Source organism: Clostridium transplantifaecale, assembly GCF_900626075.1.
Classification (GTDB): domain Bacteria; phylum Bacillota; class Clostridia; order Lachnospirales; family Lachnospiraceae; genus Otoolea; species Otoolea transplantifaecalis.
Genome location: NZ_UYZY01000002.1, coordinates 1,234,050 through 1,251,384, shown reverse-complemented (window position 1 = coordinate 1,251,384; position 17,335 = coordinate 1,234,050). Strand labels below are relative to the sequence as shown.

At 44.5% G+C, this 17,335-nt stretch carries 25 protein-coding genes; all 25 read right to left on the bottom strand.

The window, feature by feature from the left end:
- Positions 1–85: 85 nt before the first annotated feature.
- Complete coding sequence (locus tag EJL91_RS11245; protein WP_243125310.1) at positions 86–1,333, bottom strand: N-acetylmuramoyl-L-alanine amidase family protein; 1,248 nt, start codon at positions 1,331–1,333, stop codon at positions 86–88.
- 302 nt (positions 1,334–1,635) lie between these two features.
- Positions 1,636–4,212: a response regulator gene (locus EJL91_RS11240; protein WP_164516815.1), complete on the bottom strand. Its 2,577-nt coding sequence runs from the start codon at positions 4,210–4,212 to the stop codon at positions 1,636–1,638.
- A gap of 152 nt (positions 4,213–4,364) precedes the next feature.
- Positions 4,365–5,204, bottom strand: a complete 840-nt coding sequence (locus EJL91_RS11235) for a helix-turn-helix domain-containing protein (RefSeq protein ID WP_125142012.1) — start codon at positions 5,202–5,204, stop codon at positions 4,365–4,367.
- 185 nt (positions 5,205–5,389) lie between these two features.
- Complete coding sequence (locus tag EJL91_RS11230) at positions 5,390–5,926, bottom strand: bL17 family ribosomal protein (RefSeq protein ID WP_125142011.1); 537 nt, start codon at positions 5,924–5,926, stop codon at positions 5,390–5,392.
- 143 nt (positions 5,927–6,069) lie between these two features.
- Entirely contained in the window at positions 6,070–7,032 is a 963-nt protein-coding gene (locus EJL91_RS11225) for a DNA-directed RNA polymerase subunit alpha (RefSeq protein ID WP_003497792.1), read from the bottom strand.
- 162 nt (positions 7,033–7,194) lie between these two features.
- Complete coding sequence (rpsD, locus tag EJL91_RS11220) at positions 7,195–7,797, bottom strand: 30S ribosomal protein S4 (protein WP_125142010.1); 603 nt, start codon at positions 7,795–7,797, stop codon at positions 7,195–7,197.
- Positions 7,798–7,815: 18 nt separating this feature from the next.
- The gene (gene rpsK, locus EJL91_RS11215; protein ID WP_022360550.1) at positions 7,816–8,217 is read right to left on the bottom strand and encodes a 30S ribosomal protein S11; all 402 of its coding nucleotides are present in this window, start codon (positions 8,215–8,217) and stop codon (positions 7,816–7,818) included.
- A 79-nt stretch (positions 8,218–8,296) separates the two neighbouring features.
- The gene (gene rpsM / locus EJL91_RS11210; RefSeq protein WP_125142009.1) at positions 8,297–8,665 is read right to left on the bottom strand and encodes a 30S ribosomal protein S13; all 369 of its coding nucleotides are present in this window, start codon (positions 8,663–8,665) and stop codon (positions 8,297–8,299) included.
- 154 nt (positions 8,666–8,819) lie between these two features.
- The gene (rpmJ, locus tag EJL91_RS11205) at positions 8,820–8,933 is read right to left on the bottom strand and encodes a 50S ribosomal protein L36 (RefSeq protein ID WP_003497809.1); all 114 of its coding nucleotides are present in this window, start codon (positions 8,931–8,933) and stop codon (positions 8,820–8,822) included.
- 361 nt (positions 8,934–9,294) lie between these two features.
- Positions 9,295–9,513: a translation initiation factor IF-1 gene (gene infA / locus EJL91_RS11200; protein ID WP_003497811.1), complete on the bottom strand. Its 219-nt coding sequence runs from the start codon at positions 9,511–9,513 to the stop codon at positions 9,295–9,297.
- Positions 9,514–9,567: 54 nt separating this feature from the next.
- Complete coding sequence (locus tag EJL91_RS11195) at positions 9,568–9,837, bottom strand: KOW domain-containing RNA-binding protein (RefSeq protein WP_243125309.1); 270 nt, start codon at positions 9,835–9,837, stop codon at positions 9,568–9,570.
- Between the two features lie 41 nt (positions 9,838–9,878).
- On the bottom strand, positions 9,879–10,631 hold the full coding sequence (map, locus tag EJL91_RS11190; protein ID WP_125142008.1) for a type I methionyl aminopeptidase: 753 nt from the start codon (positions 10,629–10,631) through the stop codon (positions 9,879–9,881).
- A gap of 3 nt (positions 10,632–10,634) precedes the next feature.
- On the bottom strand, positions 10,635–11,279 hold the full coding sequence (locus tag EJL91_RS11185) for an adenylate kinase (protein ID WP_125142007.1): 645 nt from the start codon (positions 11,277–11,279) through the stop codon (positions 10,635–10,637).
- A 164-nt stretch (positions 11,280–11,443) separates the two neighbouring features.
- Complete coding sequence (gene secY, locus EJL91_RS11180; protein WP_125142006.1) at positions 11,444–12,760, bottom strand: preprotein translocase subunit SecY; 1,317 nt, start codon at positions 12,758–12,760, stop codon at positions 11,444–11,446.
- A gap of 1 nt (position 12,761) precedes the next feature.
- Complete coding sequence (gene rplO, locus EJL91_RS11175; RefSeq protein ID WP_021640639.1) at positions 12,762–13,202, bottom strand: 50S ribosomal protein L15; 441 nt, start codon at positions 13,200–13,202, stop codon at positions 12,762–12,764.
- A 22-nt stretch (positions 13,203–13,224) separates the two neighbouring features.
- Entirely contained in the window at positions 13,225–13,407 is a 183-nt protein-coding gene (gene rpmD, locus EJL91_RS11170) for a 50S ribosomal protein L30 (RefSeq protein ID WP_125142005.1), read from the bottom strand.
- Positions 13,408–13,422: 15 nt separating this feature from the next.
- Positions 13,423–13,932 (bottom strand): 30S ribosomal protein S5, encoded by a 510-nt coding sequence (gene rpsE / locus EJL91_RS11165; RefSeq protein WP_125142004.1) that lies wholly within the window; start codon positions 13,930–13,932, stop codon positions 13,423–13,425.
- 19 nt (positions 13,933–13,951) lie between these two features.
- Positions 13,952–14,320 (bottom strand): 50S ribosomal protein L18, encoded by a 369-nt coding sequence (gene rplR, locus EJL91_RS11160; protein ID WP_125142003.1) that lies wholly within the window; start codon positions 14,318–14,320, stop codon positions 13,952–13,954.
- Between the two features lie 17 nt (positions 14,321–14,337).
- The gene (rplF, locus tag EJL91_RS11155; RefSeq protein ID WP_125142002.1) at positions 14,338–14,880 is read right to left on the bottom strand and encodes a 50S ribosomal protein L6; all 543 of its coding nucleotides are present in this window, start codon (positions 14,878–14,880) and stop codon (positions 14,338–14,340) included.
- A 74-nt stretch (positions 14,881–14,954) separates the two neighbouring features.
- Entirely contained in the window at positions 14,955–15,356 is a 402-nt protein-coding gene (gene rpsH, locus EJL91_RS11150) for a 30S ribosomal protein S8 (protein ID WP_125142001.1), read from the bottom strand.
- 183 nt (positions 15,357–15,539) lie between these two features.
- On the bottom strand, positions 15,540–15,725 hold the full coding sequence (locus tag EJL91_RS11145; RefSeq protein ID WP_003497828.1) for a type Z 30S ribosomal protein S14: 186 nt from the start codon (positions 15,723–15,725) through the stop codon (positions 15,540–15,542).
- 15 nt (positions 15,726–15,740) lie between these two features.
- On the bottom strand, positions 15,741–16,280 hold the full coding sequence (gene rplE, locus EJL91_RS11140) for a 50S ribosomal protein L5 (protein WP_125142000.1): 540 nt from the start codon (positions 16,278–16,280) through the stop codon (positions 15,741–15,743).
- Between the two features lie 23 nt (positions 16,281–16,303).
- A complete protein-coding gene (gene rplX, locus EJL91_RS11135) occupies positions 16,304–16,609 on the bottom strand; it encodes a 50S ribosomal protein L24 (protein ID WP_125141999.1) in 306 nt (101 codons plus the stop codon).
- A gap of 12 nt (positions 16,610–16,621) precedes the next feature.
- The gene (gene rplN, locus EJL91_RS11130) at positions 16,622–16,990 is read right to left on the bottom strand and encodes a 50S ribosomal protein L14 (protein ID WP_125141998.1); all 369 of its coding nucleotides are present in this window, start codon (positions 16,988–16,990) and stop codon (positions 16,622–16,624) included.
- Positions 16,991–17,017: 27 nt separating this feature from the next.
- Positions 17,018–17,293: a 30S ribosomal protein S17 gene (gene rpsQ / locus EJL91_RS11125; RefSeq protein WP_206429482.1), complete on the bottom strand. Its 276-nt coding sequence runs from the start codon at positions 17,291–17,293 to the stop codon at positions 17,018–17,020.
- Positions 17,294–17,335 lie beyond the last annotated feature (42 nt).

Here is a 17,335-nt window from a genome sequence, read left to right as displayed (position 1 = left end):
TTCTTATAATTTTATGCCCCCGGTCAGAACCTTTGTATTTGCCTCATCATGCAATATACCTTTCTGAGCGGTTACGGTTTACATGCTATCTGCGCCATACTCCGTCGGCTCCGACATAAAAGGTGCTGATCGTTGTGTTCACAGCCATACTTCCATCTCCCGGATAGAAATAATACCAGTTTCCCCCTACCTGGGTCCACCCCTCGCACATCACGCCGTTCTCTCCCAGATAATATCTCTTGCCGTTGCTGTCCAGCCACTGATTCTTAAACATGGCCCCCTCGGTTCCGTCCGGGCCCGGGTTTAAATAGTACCAGCCGTTGGTAGCCTGCACCCACCCTTTTCTCATTGCGCCGTTATTATCCAGGTAATACCAGTTGCCGTTCTTCTCCTGCCAGCCGGTCAGCATCCATCCATCCTTGTCGAACAGATACCAGATATTGTTAATATACAGCCAGGAGTCCTTCTGATAAGTTCCGTCAGGATAGCGGTACCACCAGCGGCTTCCGTCCTGTATCCAGCCGACCTGGGTCGTGGAATTGTTTGCCGCGCTGTTCGTATTGTTATAATCAATTTTACCTGATCCGTCTGAAACCGACTCTTTGGCAACATAGACCTCATCGGACTCCGTCCAGTCGCTGCTGTCCGCATAATCCTTCTCATTGTCGCTTGACGGCGTGGAACGCACCTTGAAAGAATACGTTCCCGCACTCGTCATATACGGGTAGAAATTGATTGTTGTGCCTTTATATGCTTTCACCTTGTATATGGCGCTGTTTCCTTTGTAGAGGGTAACGTCATAGGCGTCCACGCCGCTCACCTTATCCCACTTTGCATGTCCTAATTGGTTCTGTTTCCACTCGGCCTCATCGGGAGCCTCGTATTCACCCTTCACCGGCTTTGTTTTAACCGTCACGATCAGGGTATCATAGCCCTTTCTCGACGCGGAAACGAATGTCCCGCCCTTGACCGTTACATTGCTTGCTTTGTAGGTTCCGACGAATCCGTAAGTATCCGGGTCCTCCGCCTCCAGCCATACTTTAAGCGTATAAGTACTTCCTATCTTTACATCTTTTGAAGTAGAGCTAACCCACTGCGCCTCGCTTGCCACATATCTGTCGTTGCCCGCACGCACGTTAAACCCGCTGTCCTTCCCCGCTTCCAGATCCGGGAGGCTCTCTCCGGCGTCTAAATTCAAATCAAGGGTAATAGAAACTTTGCTGATTGTCTTTCTGGATGAAGCAGCGTAGGAAACGACTGCTCCTCCGAATACCATACAGGCTGCCATACATATGGAAACAAGCGGACCAATCCACCTGCGTTCTCTTTTCATCTTCCTCATCCTCTCCGGCGAAAAACCTTTCTATTGCTGGATTTTCCGCTATTTTTATGATTTTATTATAAAGCGTTCCTCTAGGACAGTCAACTTACGATATTCTTGCGAAGAAGAGGGGGCGGAGGAAAAAGGAGCGCCGGCTGATTGTCGATTTTTGCTATAAAATGGTTTGATAAAGGCCCCGGAAAACGGCGTTCCGAGGCCTGTTATTGTGTTGTTATTATGTTGTTATGTTGTTGTGCTGTTATGCTGCCATACTAATATGTTCCTGCACTGCTATAATTTGGTTCCAAAAGGATTTACAGCCATCTCTCCAGCGTCTTTTTTAACTGGCGGGGATCGATTGGTTTTGCCAGGTGTTCGTTCATTCCCGATTCTGCGGTCTTTTGACGGTCGTCGGCAAAAGCATTGGCGGTCATGGCGATAATTGGAATGGTTTTGGCGTCTTCTCTGTTTAAGGCGCGGATGGCTTTGGTGGAGGTGCATCCGTCCATGACAGGCATCTGCATATCCATGAATATTAAGTCATAGTAGCCCGGCGGGGACTCCTGGATTTGTTCCAGGGCTGCCTTTCCGTTATCGGCAATATCTACCATGACTCCCATCATTCTCAGCAGTTCGGCGGCTATCTCCTGATTCAGAACGTTGTCCTCCACGAGAAGTATCCGTCTGTCTGTATATAATGGAGTATTTTCGGTATGCTGTTCCTGCGGCGCCGGTTCGGAAACTTCCAGAAACCGTTTGAGATTGGAAATAAGCCGCGATAAAAACAGCGGTTTCGTGATAAACCCATTGACTCCGGCTGTTGTCGCTTTGTCCAGATATTCTGAGAAGTCATAGGCGGAAATCAGGATAACCGGCAGCGTATTTCCCAGATTTTCCCGTATCTTGCGTGTTGTCTCTATTCCATCCAGTCCCGGCATCTTCAAATCCAAAATCGCCGCAAAATAGTCCTGACCGGCCGCGTGCCTTGCAATTGCCTTCTCTAATGCCTCACGGCCGTTGGTCACCCATTCGGTTCTGATGCCCAGGGCTTCAAGCCGCCTGCAGGTGTTGATGCAGGTAATTTCATCATCATCCGCAATCAGGACCGACCTGCCTCGCAGAGCTTTGTCATCGATTGCTGCATCGGTCCGCTTCAGGTAAACTGATGCCGTAAACCTGCTGCCCCGGCCGTATTCACTTTCAACCCGGATCTGTCCGCCCATCTTTTCGGCTACACTTTTACAAATGGAAAGCCCCAGTCCGGTTCCCTGCACCGAATGGATCCGCTCGTCATCCGCCCGTTCAAATGGCTCAAAAACATGTTCAAGGAAATCGCTTCGCATCCCGATCCCATTATCCTCCACGGCAAATTCGTAACATCCCGTCAACGGCTCATCGGATGGCCTCTCAAAAATTTCCAGCCGGATAATTCCTCCTTCTCCGGTATATTTTATCGCATTGGTCAGTAAATTCATGATGAGCTGCTGCAAACGCTGCATATCGCCCAGGACAAATTCATGGCGTATGTCGTTCAGGTGGATTTGAAACTGCAAGTTCTTTTCATCTATCAGAGGCTGTACCATGGATACCACACTCTGAACCAGCTCCGACAGGTTGACCGATTCCTCCGTCAGCACAATCCGGCCGCTCTCTATCTTGGACATATCCAGGACCTCATTGATAATACTCAGAAGCAGCCTGGATGAAGTATCGATTTTGTCCAGGCAGCCCGTCAGACGTTCCTCATTATTAAGGTGGGATCTTGCGATGGTTACCATCCCCATAATAGCATTCATAGGGGTACGGATATCATGGCTCATCCTGGAAAGAAAATCCGATTTTGCACGGCTGGCCTTCTCCAGATCTGCGGTTATCTGCTTTTCCTTCTGAAGCGTTTCCCTCAAATCGGTCTGTAGGCTCATCTCCTCGGTCATATCGGTATATGTTGCATAATAAATACGGCACTCCTCGGTCTCCTGGCGCAGGCTCAGATCCGCGCTTACCCATGCATACGTGCCATCCCCGCAGAGCAGGCGGTACTTTTTCACACAGAAATTATCCGTTTTGAACCCATCCAGATATTCCTGGCGCACCCGGCCATTATCCGGTTCCGGAATGTTGGCAAAAAAGTCGTCGAAATATGCTCCTTCTAAAGCAGCCACACTGCGATCCGGAACGACTGCATTTTCCGCCGTCCGCGCTATCTTAAGGATCCGGTACATACCGAGATTACCGTATAGGGGCTTTGCTCTTCCGTCAGGATACAGGCAGACAAGAATCACGCCGGCCGAAATCGAGTCCAGAAGCTCATATGCCGTGTTTGCCCTTTCCTGTGATGCTTTCAGGGAACTTTCCAACTGCTTCTGGTATTCACCGCTGCTCTCTGCATACCTGGCCTTTAAAAGAAACACGCCTATAATCTGCGCTATAGTCATGACGACGTCATGAATCTCACCGTCGCTTTCCCAGTCACTGCGCCGATACCTGGAATCCGTTAATCCAAAACAGGCTGCAAGCTGTCCATGATACTCGATCGGCGCCTGAAGGACCGATTTGCAATCAAACTGTTTAAATTCCTCCGCCTGTTCCGGTGGAAGTGTATCTATACTCCAAAAAGCGGTTTTTCCGCTCATAGCAAAGTCATTCTCATATATGGAGAGCTCATTCCATTCCGTCCTCTCCATATCCCCTGAAGCGGATGCCGAACCGGATGCGGTCCATAAATATCTCCTGCCAAGTCTGCTGTCATGCTCTGAAACATATACGCTGTCAGCCGAAAACTCCATACCCACCAATGCCAGCACCTGACGGACAGCGGTATCAAAATCCTGTTCCTTCCACAAAATATCTAAAATATGCGTTTTCAACTGACTATATTTTTCTACTTTCATATGTTCCTCCGCATCCTGCCTCACGTGCATTTCCGTATTTTTTTATTATAAATCATGCAGAGGCAAAACTCAATGATTTCCTGAATCGCCAGGACGATTGCAATTTTAAATTTAACGCAAAAAAGTCTGCCGGTCATTCCCCGGCAGACTTTTCACTCACTAGAGACATAGACGGCTGACAGGGAAATATAATTTTTACCCTCTACACTGTATCTCACCTCGATCATACAAACTTTCGATACAGGTCCGTCTGAATCTCTAAAGTCTTCGTTAACACAAAAATAGTATCCCTCTGAATCCTGTTGTAAAACACTTTTTTTCGTTTTAACATTCCCTTCATATAGAATATCATTTTCAGGGAGCACTACAGTATCCGAATACTCTTTGATAATAATCACAGGAATATCATCCGGTTCAATATTTTCACTATAATTATTTTGTAGAACCGGGCGTATTTTTTGCCCTGAATTTAAATGAAGCGCAGGAATATCCCCCTCCATTTTGCCCCCTATTTCATGCCTTATCTGTTTTATTTTGCTTTCCGAAAACTGCTCGTATTCTTTGGTATTGAATGTCCTGATTATCGCTCTCGACGGTGTGGCCCCAGGCAGATTTAGATACATTCTTACAGCAGCGGTGGAGATGTTACGTTTTTTATCCGGTGTAGGTTCGAAGGAACAAAAAAACATCCAGACACCGGCAGCGGCACATAAGATAAACACTGCCAGGCAGAATATAACCCTCCTCGCTCTTCTGGCCAGGTGTCTCTCCTTGTCGATTGACTGCACCATATTTTCATCTTCTTTTATTAAAGTATCCAGGGGAATCATAAATTTTTCGCTGATTTTTATTAATGTCTGTAAGTCCGGATAACTCTTCTCATTTTCCCAATTTGAAACTGTCTGCCGTGTAACATGAAATATTCCGCCGAATTGTTCCTGCGTCATTCCATGACTTTTTCTTATATTTAGAATACTTTTTCCAATGTTCATTAATTTCGCCTCCCGGTTTTATTATACTTCATATTTTACCAAATCAAAAGCAACCTCACTTTTCCATGCTCAAAAACTGAAAGCAAAGATTCTTTGACTTGCTTTATCAGCCTTCTTTCTGAGCCAATGAAAAAAGGCACTCCCAAACGGGAATGCCTTTTTTCATTATCTATTCGGATATAAGATTAAACAAGCTCTAATAAAACTTCCATAGCGCCGTCGCCCTTACGCTGGCCGATTTTAACGATTCTTGTGTATCCACCGTTACGGTTAACGTATTTAGGAGCAATCTCATCAAAGAGTTTTGCCGGCATATCTACGGATTTTGTGTTTTTCTTTCTGCCTGCTTTTGCAGTAGGAACTTCTGTGATATCATAAAAAACTTTTAACATCTGTCTTCTTGCGTGAAGTCTGGATGGTTTGTCTTTCTTGATCTCTTTTTCTACTTCGTCGTAAACGGTTACTTTCTTGCCGTCAACAACTTCTTTTACCCTCTTGCCGTCTTTGTCTTTGCGTGCAACCTTTGCAGTAACTTTAACGGTTTCGAAGTTATCTTTTTCCTTAACTGCCATAGCAATTAAGCCCTCGGCAATTTTCTTTACTTCTTTAGCTCTTGCTTCAGTTGTAGTGATTTTGCCGTGGTATAACAGGTTGGTAACCTGGTTTCTAAGTAATGCTTTTCTCTGGCTGGAAGTTTTCCCCAGCTTTCTATATCCTGCCATGTTTGGATCCTCCATTATTGTGGAAGCCGGCGTCCATGCTTCTTCGGACTTACTGTCCGCCTGACTTATATTTTGTAAGCGCCCGGCTGTGCCTTTTGGTCTTACCTGCCAGGTACTCCATGCTTTCTTCTAAACGATACGGATTAAGCCTCTTCGCTCGGGTTGAGCTGTAAGCCTAATTCTTTTAATTTGGCAAGTACCTCTTCCAATGACTTGCGGCCTAAGTTTCTGACCTTCATCATATCTTCCGGAGTTCTGTTGCACAGTTCCTCCACGGTATTGATACCTGCTCTCTTTAAACAATTGTATGAACGTACGGATAATTCCAGTTCATCAATGTTCATCTCAAGCACTTTCTCTTTTTCATTGTCTTCCTTCTCCACCATAACCTCTGCGGTTCTGGCATTCTCGGAAAGGTCAATGAACAGATTTAAATGCTCGCTAAGAACCTTAGCTGCCAGGCTGACTGCCTCATCAGGAGCAAGAGTTCCGTTTGTAAACACATCCAGTGTCAGTTTATCGAAGTCGGTAACCTGGCCTACACGGGTATTCTCAACGGTCATATTGACACGCTCTACCGGTGTATAGATGGAATCCACAGCGATCATTCCGATTGGAAGTTCGTCGTTCTTATTCTTGTCTGCGCTGATGTAGCCGCGGCCTTTGGTGATGTTCAGTTCCATATAGAACTTACTGTCCGTACCGCCGCTCAATGTGGCAATTACCTGCTCAGGATTTAAAATCTCAATGTCAGAATCAACCTGGATATCAGCGGCCGTTACCACGCCTTCTCCTTCGAACTCGATATAAGCGGTCTTCGGCTCATTCGTTTCGCTCAGATTCTTAATTGCCAAACTTTTGATGTTCATAATAATCTCAGTTACGTCTTCCTTTACACCGGGAATCGAACTGAATTCATGCAAAACGCCATCGATTTTCACTTGACTTACTGCTGCGCCAGGCAAAGAAGAGAGCATAATTCTTCTTAAAGAATTTCCTAAAGTAGTTCCATATCCTCTTTCGAGTGGTTCAACTACAAACTTGCCGTATCTTTTGTCTTCTGAAATCTCAGCAATTTCAATTTTCGGTTTTTCAAAATCGAACACTATAGCCCCTCCTTTTGGGAACTTTTATTGAGGGTCTGCCATACTCCATAAGCTAAGAGAAGATAATTTGTTATATATCCGCCGAATGCAGAACCATAACGATATTGCCGCTGTACGGCCCCGAAGGACCGTACAGCAACAGTGTTTTTAGTCAACTCTTAATTATTTGGAATATAACTCGACGATAAGCACTTCATTTACAGGAACATCAATTTCGTCTCTGGATGGTAACTCTTTAACGACACCCTTTAAGTTTTCAGCGTCAGCCTCTAACCATGCAGGTACCATTCTTCCGGCTGTTACCTCTAATATATCTTTATATCTCTGTGAAGTTTTGTACTTCTCTTTGATCTCGATTGTGTCACCAGCTTTTACGCGGTAAGACGGAATGTTTACAGGCTTTCCGTTAACCAGTACATGCTTGTGATCTACGATCTGTCTTGTCTCTTTTCTCGTACGGCCAAAGCCCATTCTGAATAATACATTATCCAGTCTGCACTCCAGAAGGATCATAAGGTTGGTACCAACCTGTCCGGACATTCTGGACGCTTTTGCATAATAATTTCTAAAAGGTTTCTCCAGCACACCATAGATGAACTTTGCTTTCTGCTTCTCCCTTAACTGAAGACCATACTCACTCATCTTTTTATTGCCTTTATTACCTCTTCTTAACTCTCTCTTGGATTTCTTGTCGATTCCTAAATAAATCGGATCCAGGTCAAGAGATCTACATCTTTTAAGTACAGGAACTCTATCTACTGCCACTTTACTTGCACCTCCTAATTAGACTCTTCTACGTTTTGGCGGACGGCATCCGTTATGCGGAACCGGAGTTACGTCCTTAATGCTGGTTACTTCAAGACCACATGCCTGAAGGGCACGGATTGCTGCTTCACGGCCTGATCCCGGACCTTTTACCATAACGTCTACTGACTTTAAGCCATGGATGAGAGCTGCCTTTGTAGCAGTTTCTGCAGCCATCTGAGCTGCATATGGAGTAGATTTCCTTGAACCTCTAAATCCCAGACCGCCAGCACTAGCCCATGACAATGCATTACCCTGAGCATCTGTTAAGGTAACGATTGTGTTATTAAAAGATGACTGGATGTGCGCCTGTCCGCGTTCAACGTTTTTCTTTACACGCTTTTTTGTCACTTTTTTACCAGTTGACACTTTTTTAGCCATTTTAAACTAACCTACTTTCTTCGATTATTGAATCCTGTTACTTCTCTAACCTGATTCACAACTTATTTGTTACCAATTATTATTTCTTCTTGTTCGCTACTGTCTTTCTCGGTCCCTTACGTGTTCTTGCGTTTGTCTTGGTCTTCTGACCACGAACAGGAAGGCTCTTTCTATGACGAATTCCTCTGTAGCATCCGATCTCCTGAAGTCTCTTGATGTTCATAGCGATTTCTCTACGTAAATCACCTTCAACAACCTGACTTTCAGTGATGACTGCTGCGATTCTCTTAACTTCGTCGTCAGTTAAATCCTTAACACGTGTGTCAGGATTAACGCCAGCCTCTGCAAGAATACGGCTTGCACTTGTTCTACCGATACCGTAGATGTAAGTTAAACCGATCTCGACGCGTTTTTCTCTTGGTAAATCAACACCTGAAATACGAGCCATGTGTGTAGTACACCTCCATTAGTTTTTTCTTTGCTTCTTTGAGTTGAGTTAAATGTATTATGCCATTCCATGTAAACCCTGAATAGTTATGAACAACTTATCCTGGTGGTTCATATAGAAAGCCGTGCGAAAAAATCAGGCAGACAAATGCTTATCAGCCCTGTCTTTGTTTGTGCTTTGGATTTTCACAGATTACTCTGATACTGCCTTTTCTTTTAATGATCTTGCACTTTTCGCAAATTGGTTTAACCGATGATCTAACCTTCACAGTGATTCTCCTTTCCGTAATAGTCCGTCCTTGTTAAGGACTTACAATATTTCAATATTACCCATTGCAGTCCTTATATGCCGGACTTACAGGTACAGCAGGCGTCACTTTCCTTGCATAGCCCGGGTTCGGCTAAAAGGGCGGATCTCACCTGTTGCTTCAACAAAGTTCGCTAGAGCATTATAACACTTATTTTTATATAATGCAAGCACAATTTCCCGTAAAACAAAGGTTTCCCGCATATTAGGTGCGGTATCCCCTGCCCGGGTTCCGGATTCGATACGGGCGGAAGCGGCTTCAGGAAGATGTTCTCCTCCCGTTCCCGCTCCGGCGCCCGAAGGTCTCAGGTCAAAACCTGAGCCTATTTATCTCTCCAGATAATTCTTCCCTTGGACAGATCATATGGAGACATCTCCATTGTAACCTTATCGCCCGGCAGAATTCTGATATAATTCATACGAAGTTTTCCGCTGATAGTAGCTAAAACTATGTGTTTGTTCTCCAGCTCCACTTTGAACATCGCGTTCGGTAATTTTTCAACCACAACGCCTTCAATTTCAATTACATCTGCTTTTGACATAAACTTTTTACCTCCCTGGGGTTCCTGGTTGTTCCCGGTTTACTTGTGGGTTTTCTAAATGATTCTCCCGTTACATTTAATGAAGCGTTTAACCTCTTCATCTCTGACAGTACCGCTGTTCACCAGCTTTTCGCAAAGCTTTTCATCGCGGATACGGGATATCTGAACATGCTTCTTCTTTTTGCGCTTCGGATCTGCCACGGTGCGGAGTCTTCCATCCGCCAGGTAAACATATTCCGCATCTTCTTTTATTATGATAAATATGCTTCCTTTGTCATGACCGGCCAAAGACCGGACAAGACAGCCTGCTTCATATCCTGCCATCTTACCACCTCGAATCAGAGTATACACTGGTCGCTAAGTACTCATAGTATTGATAAAATCTCTGGTCCATCCTCGGTAATGAGAATGGTATTTTCATAATGAGCCGACAAAGAGCCGTCATCCGTCACTACAGTCCAGTCGTCATCCATCCAGACCACATCATAACTTCCCGCGTTGATCATCGGCTCCACAGCCAGCGTCATACCGGGCTGCAGAAGAATGCCTTTTCTCCGCCTTGCGAAGTTGGGCACCTCCGGATCTTCATGTAAATGAGTGCCGATCCCGTGACCTACCAGGTCCCTGACTACCCCATAGCCGAAACTTTCGGCATATTTCTGGATAGCCGCGGAAATATCATTTAGATGATTGCCAGGTTTGGCAAATTTAATCCCCTCAAAGAAACTTTGTCTGGTTACTTCTATGAGCTGCTTCGCTTCTGCGCTTATTTCACCGACTCCATGGGTCCTGGCCGCATCGGAATGATATCCTTTATAGATAACCCCCGCATCCAGGCTTACAATGTCGCCCTCCTCTATATAGTGCTCCCTGTGCGGAATTCCGTGCACCACCTCATCATTGACCGACACACAGATAGACGCAGGATAGCCGTTATAGTTCTTAAAGGAAGGAATACACCCATAGCTGCGTATGATTTCTTCACCCATATGATCAATGTCCCATGTGGACATGCCGGGTTTCAGGTTTTTTGCAAGCTCTTCGTGAGTGACGGCAAGGATTCTTCCCGCCTCTCTCATCAGCTCAATCTCTCTGGGAGATTTAATCGTTACTGCCATATGTTATGCTCCTAAAATCTCAGTGATGCTCTGGAAAACTGCTTCCATTTCTTTGGTTCCGTCTACGGAATGCAGCACGCCTTTTTCCTTATAATAGTCAATCAGCGGCTGTGTCTGCTCGTGGTAAACTGCTAGACGTTTCTGAACTGTCTCAGGTTTGTCGTCATCCCTGAGAACCAGCTCTGCTCCACATACGTCGCAGATGCCCTCTTTTGCAGGGGGAGCAAATGTTACATGATAGGTGGCTCCACAGTTTAAACATGCGCGGCGTCCTGACATTCTGTTCACGATGTTCTCATCGGGAACGTCCACGTCAATTGCATAGTCGATCGCCTCTCCCATGTCGGAAAGCGCTTTTGTCAGGCTCTCGGCCTGCGGAATTGTCCTTGGGAATCCGTCCAGAACATAACCCTTCTCACAGTCGTCCTGGTGGATACGGTCAAGAAGCATTCCAATCGTAACTTCATCCGGTACTAAGAGTCCCTGATCCATGAACTGTTTTGCCTTCATGCCCAGCTCCGTACCTTCCTTAATATTAGATCTGAAGATATCTCCGGTAGAGATATGAGGGATCTGATATTTCTCTGCAATTCTTTTGGCCTGCGTGCCTTTGCCGGCCCCCGGTGCTCCTAACATAATAATCTTCATAGGCTTACCTCCCCGTTTAATGCGGCGACAGACGCTTTGCGATCTTCTTCACCGCCATCCAATAAAACGCTTCCTGCAAATACAACAGAATCGCCCCTATGCAGGATCAGCCCGGCTCCGGATCGGCCGGCTTCCAGGAGTTCCTGCTTAGAAAGCGAATTGTTTTAATCGTTTAAAAATCCTCTGTAATTACGAACAAGCATCTGTGACTCTACCGCCTTAATTGTCTCAAGGACAACACCGACAATAATGATGAGGGATGTTCCGCCGAAGGACATATGTCCCACAGAGAAAATTCCGGATACCATAATTGGGATCAGGCATACTACGATAAGACCGCAGGCGCCGATAAATACGATATAATTTAAAATGCTGTTCAGATAATCAGACGTTGGCTTACCTGGACGGATGCCCGGGATAAAGCCGCCGGATTTTTTCATATTGTTTGCAACTTCCAACGGGTTGAATGTGATGGATGTGTAGAAATACGCAAACACCACGATCAAGCCGATATAAACTATCATACCAATTGAATATACAGGATATTCCGCATGGAACCATGAACCGGAGTTAAGCATTCTTAAAAGCTTTCCGCCGATGGTATTGTAATCCACCTGGAAAAACTCTGCGATAACAACCGGGAAAGACATCAGGGAGGAAGCAAAGATTACAGGAATAACACCTGCGGTATTTACTTTCAGAGGAATATTGGAGGACTGGCCGCCCACCATCTTTCTGCCCTGCATCTTTTTGGAATACTGAACCGGAATTCTCCGCTCCGCATCCTGCAAAACAATAACGAACACTACCATGGCAAGGATAATCGCCAGGATAATGATCAGTGATACGGTTGCCACAGGCACATTCTTACCAACGAGGAATCTCTCGTAAATGGTAATCATATCGCTGGGCAGTGTGGAAATGATGTTGAACAGAAGCACGATGGAAATACCGTTTCCGACGCCGTGCTCTGTGATTCTCTCACCAATCCACATGAGCATTGCACTACCTGCCGTCATCGTAGTGATAGCAACGATAACACTGACTGCATTGAAGTCAATCAGAAGGCCTCTGCCGCCAAATCCTACGGACATGGCAATAGACTGCATAAGTGCAAGGCCTACAGTGAGGTAACGCGTATACTCTGCAATTTTCTTTCTTCCGTCCTCACCCTCACGCTGCATCTCTTCCAGTTTTGGAATCGCGATTGTGAGAAGCTGCATGATGATGGAAGATGTGATATATGGTGTGATGCTCAAGGCGAATACTGACATGTTCGTAAACGAACCGCCAGTAATCGTATTGAAAAATCCAAATGCATCGCTGGACTGTCTTGAGAACAGTTCATCGAAGAAATTCGTTTGTACTCCCGGGATCGGCAGTTGCGAACCGATACGGATCACAACCAGCATAAAGAAAGTGTAGAGGATTTTCTCTCTGATTTCCTTTATCTTAAAAGCGTTCTGGAGTGTTTTTAACATATTAGATCACCTCGCAGGTTCCGCCAACTGCTTCAATCTTGGCTTTTGCTCCTTCACTAACAGCATCTGCTTTCACAGTGAGTTTCTTGGTCAGCTCGCCGTTGCCAAGAATTTTAACGCCATCGCGTGGGTTTTTAACGATACCTGCTTCGATTAATGTTTCTACTGTAACAACTGAATCGTTGTCAAATCTCTCTAATTCGCTAACATTGATACCAATGATTGTCTTAGAGTTTCTATTCGTGAATCCTCTCTTCGGGATACGTCTGTATAAAGGCATCTGGCCGCCTTCAAATCCCGGTCTAGTTGCACCGGAACGAGCTTTCTGGCCCTTATGTCCTTTACCAGCAGTCTTACCATTACCTGAAGCGTGTCCACGGCCTCTTCTGAAGCTGTCGCTGTGTTTTGAACCTACAGCCGGCTGTAAATTAGATAAATCCATGACTGCACCTCCTACGTGGATTTTAGATTTCTTCAACTTTTACCAAGTGTCTTACACACTGAATCATGCCCCTGACTGCACCGTTATCCGGCATCTCAACTGTCTTGTGTAACTTCTTTAAGCCTAAAGCTTCAACAGTTGCTTTCTGCTTCGGAACGGCACCGATAGGAGATTTTACTAAAGTGATTTTTAATTTCTCTGCCATTTTAATACCCTCCTATTAGTTCAGAATCTCTTCTACAGATTTACCACGGAGTTTTGCAACTTCTTCAGGTGTCTTAATCGAGCATAATCCTTCAATTGTAGCTAAAACAACATTGGTTTTGTTGTTAGAACCTAAGGACTTTGTACGAATATTCTTATATCCTGCAAGCTCCAGAACGGAACGGGCCGGACCTCCAGCGATAATACCTGTACCTTCAGGAGCTTTCTTCAGAAGTACGTTTGCACTTCCAAATTTGCCGATGAAGTCATGTGGGATACTGTTATTTTCATCAAACGGAATTGCTACAAGGTTTCTTGCTGCAGCTTCTTTTCCTTTACGGATAGCTTCCGGAACCTCAGCAGCTTTACCCATACCTGCACCAACGTGCCCGTTCTTGTCACCAACTACTACTAATGCGGAAAATCTCATTGTACGTCCGCCTTTAACAGTTTTGGACACACGTTTGATTGCCACTACCTTATCTTCTAACTCGAACTGGCTGGCATCAATTTTTGTACGTTTCATGTGTATGTTCTCCTTCCTACTAGAATTCCAGACCAGCCGCACGGGCTGCATCTGCTAATGCCTGAACTTTACCGTGATATATGAATCCGCCTCTGTCAAAGACAACTTCTTTAATACCTTTTTCGATTGCTCTCTTTGCGATTACAGTACCAACGTAAGCTGCCGCATCTACGTTGTTTGTCTTCTCAAGCTCAGCTTTGATTGCCTTTTCTGCTGTTGAAGCTGCAACTAAAGTATTGCCAACTGTATCGTCAATAATCTGAGCATACATATGATTATTACTTCTAAACACTGCTAAACGCGGTCTCTGAGCTGTTCCAGAGTAACGATTACGTAATCTAGCATGTTTCTTTACGCGAACTTCGCTTCTTGACTGTTTGCTAACCATCTTTACACTCTCCTTAATTATTTCTTACCAGTCTTACCAACTTTACGTCTAATAACTTCATCAGCATATTTAATACCTTTGCCCTTGTACGGCTCAGGTCTTCTCTTGTCTCTGATTTCAGCAGCGTATTGGCCAACTTTTTCTTTACTGATTCCTTTTACAGTGATCTTGTTCTGACCTTCCAGAATTGTCTCAATTCCGTCCGGATCTTCCATCTCTACAGGATGGGAATAACCAAGGCTGAGAACCAGTTTCTTGCCCTGTTTCGCGGCCCTGTAACCAACGCCGTTAACTTCCAGAACTTTCTCATACCCCTCAGTAACACCATGAACCATGTTGCTGATTAAGGTTCTTGTCAGACCGTGTAAAGATTTCATTTTCTTTAAATCGCTGGGTCTTGTAACGATAATCTGACCATCTTCTTCTTTGATCGTCATTTCTACCGGTAACTCTCTTTCGAGTGTTCCCTTAGGACCTTTTACAGTCACTAAATTGTTCTCTGCGATTGTTACAGTAACTCCTGCCGGAATCGCGATTGGCATTCTTCCTATACGTGACATGCCGATTACCTCCTACTTAGATTTTCGGAGAAGCCGTCAGCGGCTTCTCTGTTTTCAGTTCTAATACTTATAGATTACCAAACGAAAGCCAGAACTTCTCCGCCTACGCCGAGTTCTCTTGCCTGTCTGTCTGTAATTACACCCTGGTTGGTAGAGATGATAGCCACACCTAAACCACCGAGTACTTTCGGCATATCTTCTTTGTTTGCATAAACACGAAGACCTGGTTTGGAAATTCTCTTGATGCCGGAAATAATTTTCTCATTTTTGTCTTTACCGTATTTTAATTCCATACGGATAGATTTAAAATTGCCATCTTCTACGATGTCATATTTTTTGATGTAGCCTTCTTTTACAAGGATATCAGCGATTGCTAATTTCATCTTGGATGACGGAACATCTACTGTATCATGTTTAGCAGTATTTGCGTTACGAATTCTCGTAAGCATATCTGCGATTGGATCGCTCATTGTCATTTTGAGTTTTGCCTCCTTAATAATTTCATCTGCCACTACGGTGAGTGGGGTTTCTCCCGCCACCACACGAGTAGGGTTTTTCCTTCCACTACATGTTCCCTCAACTAAGCTCGAAAGAACCTCGCTAAGTTTCGCGAACGGCCTCGCGCTAAGCTCGAAAAAACCTCGCTAAGCTGCTTTCGGTCACCAGCTTGCTTTTCTAACGCCCGGAATTTCGCCCTTGTAAGCTAATTCACGGAAGCAGATACGGCAGATGCCGTATTTTCTTAAGTATGCATGTGGACGGCCACAAATTCTGCAGCGGTTGTATTCTCTGGTGGAGAATTTTGCCGGACGCTGCTGTTTAATCTTCATTGAAGTCTTTGCCATTGATAAATCCTCCTATTATTTTGCAAATGGCATGTTGAACTGTGTTAACAGCTCACGTGCTTCTTCGTCTGTCTTTGCCGTTGTTACGAAGATGATATCCATACCTCTTACTTTGTCAACCTTATCATACTCGATTTCCGGGAAGATAAGCTGCTCTTTGATACCAAGTGCGTAGTTTCCTCTGCCGTCGAATGCATTCGGGTTAACACCTCTAAAGTCACGAACTCGTGGAAGTGAAAGGTTGATTAAACGATCAGCAAACTCATACATCTTCTCGCCGCGCAGAGTAACTTTACAGCCGATTGCCATACCTTCTCTGAGCTTAAAGTTAGCGACGGATTTCTTTGCCTTTGTCAGAACTGCCTTCTGTCCGGTGATGATTTCCATATCCCTTACAGCAGAGTCCAGAACTTTAGCATTTTCTTTTGCTTCTCCAACGCCCATGTTAACAACGATTTTGTCTAACTTCGGCACTTCCATGACATTTTTATATCCGAACTTTTTAATCATAGCGTCTACGATTTCGTTCTTATAAATTTCTTTTAATCTAGCCAACTTAAATGTTCCTCCTCTCTGTATTAGTCAATCACTTTTCCAGTTGCTTTTGCAACACGGACTTTTTTGCCATCTTTTACTTCGAAACCTACTCTTGTTGCTTTTCCATCAACTACGAGCATTACGTTGGAATAGTCGATAGGACCTTCCTGATGGATGATACCGCCCTGCTGGTTAGCTGCGGATGGTTTGGAATGCTTTGTAACCATGTTGCATCCTTCAACCAGAACGGTGTTCTTCTTTAAGTTAACGGAGAGAACTTTTCCCGTTTTATCTTTGTCTTTACCTGCAATAATTTTTACCAGGTCGTCTTTTTTAATTTTATGCACAGTCGACACCTCCTACAGTACTTCTGGAGCCAGGGAAACGATTTTCATAAACTGTTTCTCTCTTAACTCTCTGGCTACTGGCCCAAAGATACGTGTTCCTCTCGGGTTCTTGTCATCTTTGATAATAACTGCTGCGTTCTCATCGAATTTGATATAAGAACCGTCTTTACGGCGTGCGCCCTTTACAGTACGTACGACAACGGCTTTCACAACGTCACCTTTTTTTACAACACCGCCTGGTGTTGCATCTTTAACGCTGGCAACGATAACATCACCAATATTAGCATATCTTCTTGTAGATCCGCCCATAACACGGATACAGAGTAATTCTTTAGCACCGGTATTGTCGGCAACCCTTAATCTGGTTTCCTGCTGAATCATGCCCAATACTCCTTTCTGATATTAAAATTATCTTGCTTTCTCGATAATCTCAACAAGTCTCCATCTTTTATCCTTGGAGATAGGTCTTGTTTCCATTACTTTTACAGTATCACCGATTCCGCACTCATTGTTCTCATCGTGTGCTTTTAATTTGTATGTCTTTTTAACGATCTTACCGATTAAAGGATGTTTTACATGGTTTTCGATAGCAACTACAATAGTCTTATCCATCTTGTTGCTTACTACTTTACCAGTACGTGTTTTTCTAAGATTTCTTTCCACGGTAGATATCTCCTTTCCCATTCTAGGAATCTATATTATCCAGTTAAATTTGCCGTAATCTGC

What these genes read in the sequence shown, in the direction of transcription:
- EJL91_RS11245 (WP_243125310.1), bottom strand. Translation starts at nt 1,333, where the DNA reads ATGAAAAGAGAACGCAGGTGGATTGGTCCGCTTGTTTCCATATGTATG.
- EJL91_RS11240 (WP_164516815.1), bottom strand. Translation starts at nt 4,212, where the DNA reads ATGAAAGTAGAAAAATATAGTCAGTTGAAAACGCATATTTTAGATATT.
- EJL91_RS11235 (WP_125142012.1), bottom strand. Translation starts at nt 5,204, where the DNA reads ATGAACATTGGAAAAAGTATTCTAAATATAAGAAAAAGTCATGGAATG.
- EJL91_RS11230 (WP_125142011.1), bottom strand. Translation starts at nt 5,926, where the DNA reads ATGGCAGGATATAGAAAGCTGGGGAAAACTTCCAGCCAGAGAAAAGCA.
- rpsK (WP_022360550.1), bottom strand. Translation starts at nt 8,217, where the DNA reads ATGGCTAAAAAAGTGTCAACTGGTAAAAAAGTGACAAAAAAGCGTGTA.
- rpsM (WP_125142009.1), bottom strand. Translation starts at nt 8,665, where the DNA reads ATGGCTCGTATTTCAGGTGTTGATTTACCAAGAGAAAAACGCGTCGAG.
- infA (WP_003497811.1), bottom strand. Translation starts at nt 9,513, where the DNA reads ATGTCAAAAGCAGATGTAATTGAAATTGAAGGCGTTGTGGTTGAAAAA.
- EJL91_RS11195 (WP_243125309.1), bottom strand. Translation starts at nt 9,837, where the DNA reads ATGGCAGGATATGAAGCAGGCTGTCTTGTCCGGTCTTTGGCCGGTCAT.
- map (WP_125142008.1), bottom strand. Translation starts at nt 10,631, where the DNA reads ATGGCAGTAACGATTAAATCTCCCAGAGAGATTGAGCTGATGAGAGAG.
- EJL91_RS11185 (WP_125142007.1), bottom strand. Translation starts at nt 11,279, where the DNA reads ATGAAGATTATTATGTTAGGAGCACCGGGGGCCGGCAAAGGCACGCAG.
- secY (WP_125142006.1), bottom strand. Translation starts at nt 12,760, where the DNA reads ATGTTAAAAACACTCCAGAACGCTTTTAAGATAAAGGAAATCAGAGAG.
- rplO (WP_021640639.1), bottom strand. Translation starts at nt 13,202, where the DNA reads ATGGATTTATCTAATTTACAGCCGGCTGTAGGTTCAAAACACAGCGAC.
- rpmD (WP_125142005.1), bottom strand. Translation starts at nt 13,407, where the DNA reads ATGGCAGAGAAATTAAAAATCACTTTAGTAAAATCTCCTATCGGTGCC.
- rpsE (WP_125142004.1), bottom strand. Translation starts at nt 13,932, where the DNA reads ATGAAACGTACAAAAATTGATGCCAGCCAGTTCGAGTTAGAAGATAAG.
- rplR (WP_125142003.1), bottom strand. Translation starts at nt 14,320, where the DNA reads ATGGTTAGCAAACAGTCAAGAAGCGAAGTTCGCGTAAAGAAACATGCT.
- rplF (WP_125142002.1), bottom strand. Translation starts at nt 14,880, where the DNA reads ATGTCACGTATAGGAAGAATGCCAATCGCGATTCCGGCAGGAGTTACT.
- rpsH (WP_125142001.1), bottom strand. Translation starts at nt 15,356, where the DNA reads ATGACAATGAGCGATCCAATCGCAGATATGCTTACGAGAATTCGTAAC.
- EJL91_RS11145 (WP_003497828.1), bottom strand. Translation starts at nt 15,725, where the DNA reads ATGGCAAAGACTTCAATGAAGATTAAACAGCAGCGTCCGGCAAAATTC.
- rplN (WP_125141998.1), bottom strand. Translation starts at nt 16,990, where the DNA reads ATGATTCAGCAGGAAACCAGATTAAGGGTTGCCGACAATACCGGTGCT.
- rpsQ (WP_206429482.1), bottom strand. Translation starts at nt 17,293, where the DNA reads ATGGGAAAGGAGATATCTACCGTGGAAAGAAATCTTAGAAAAACACGT.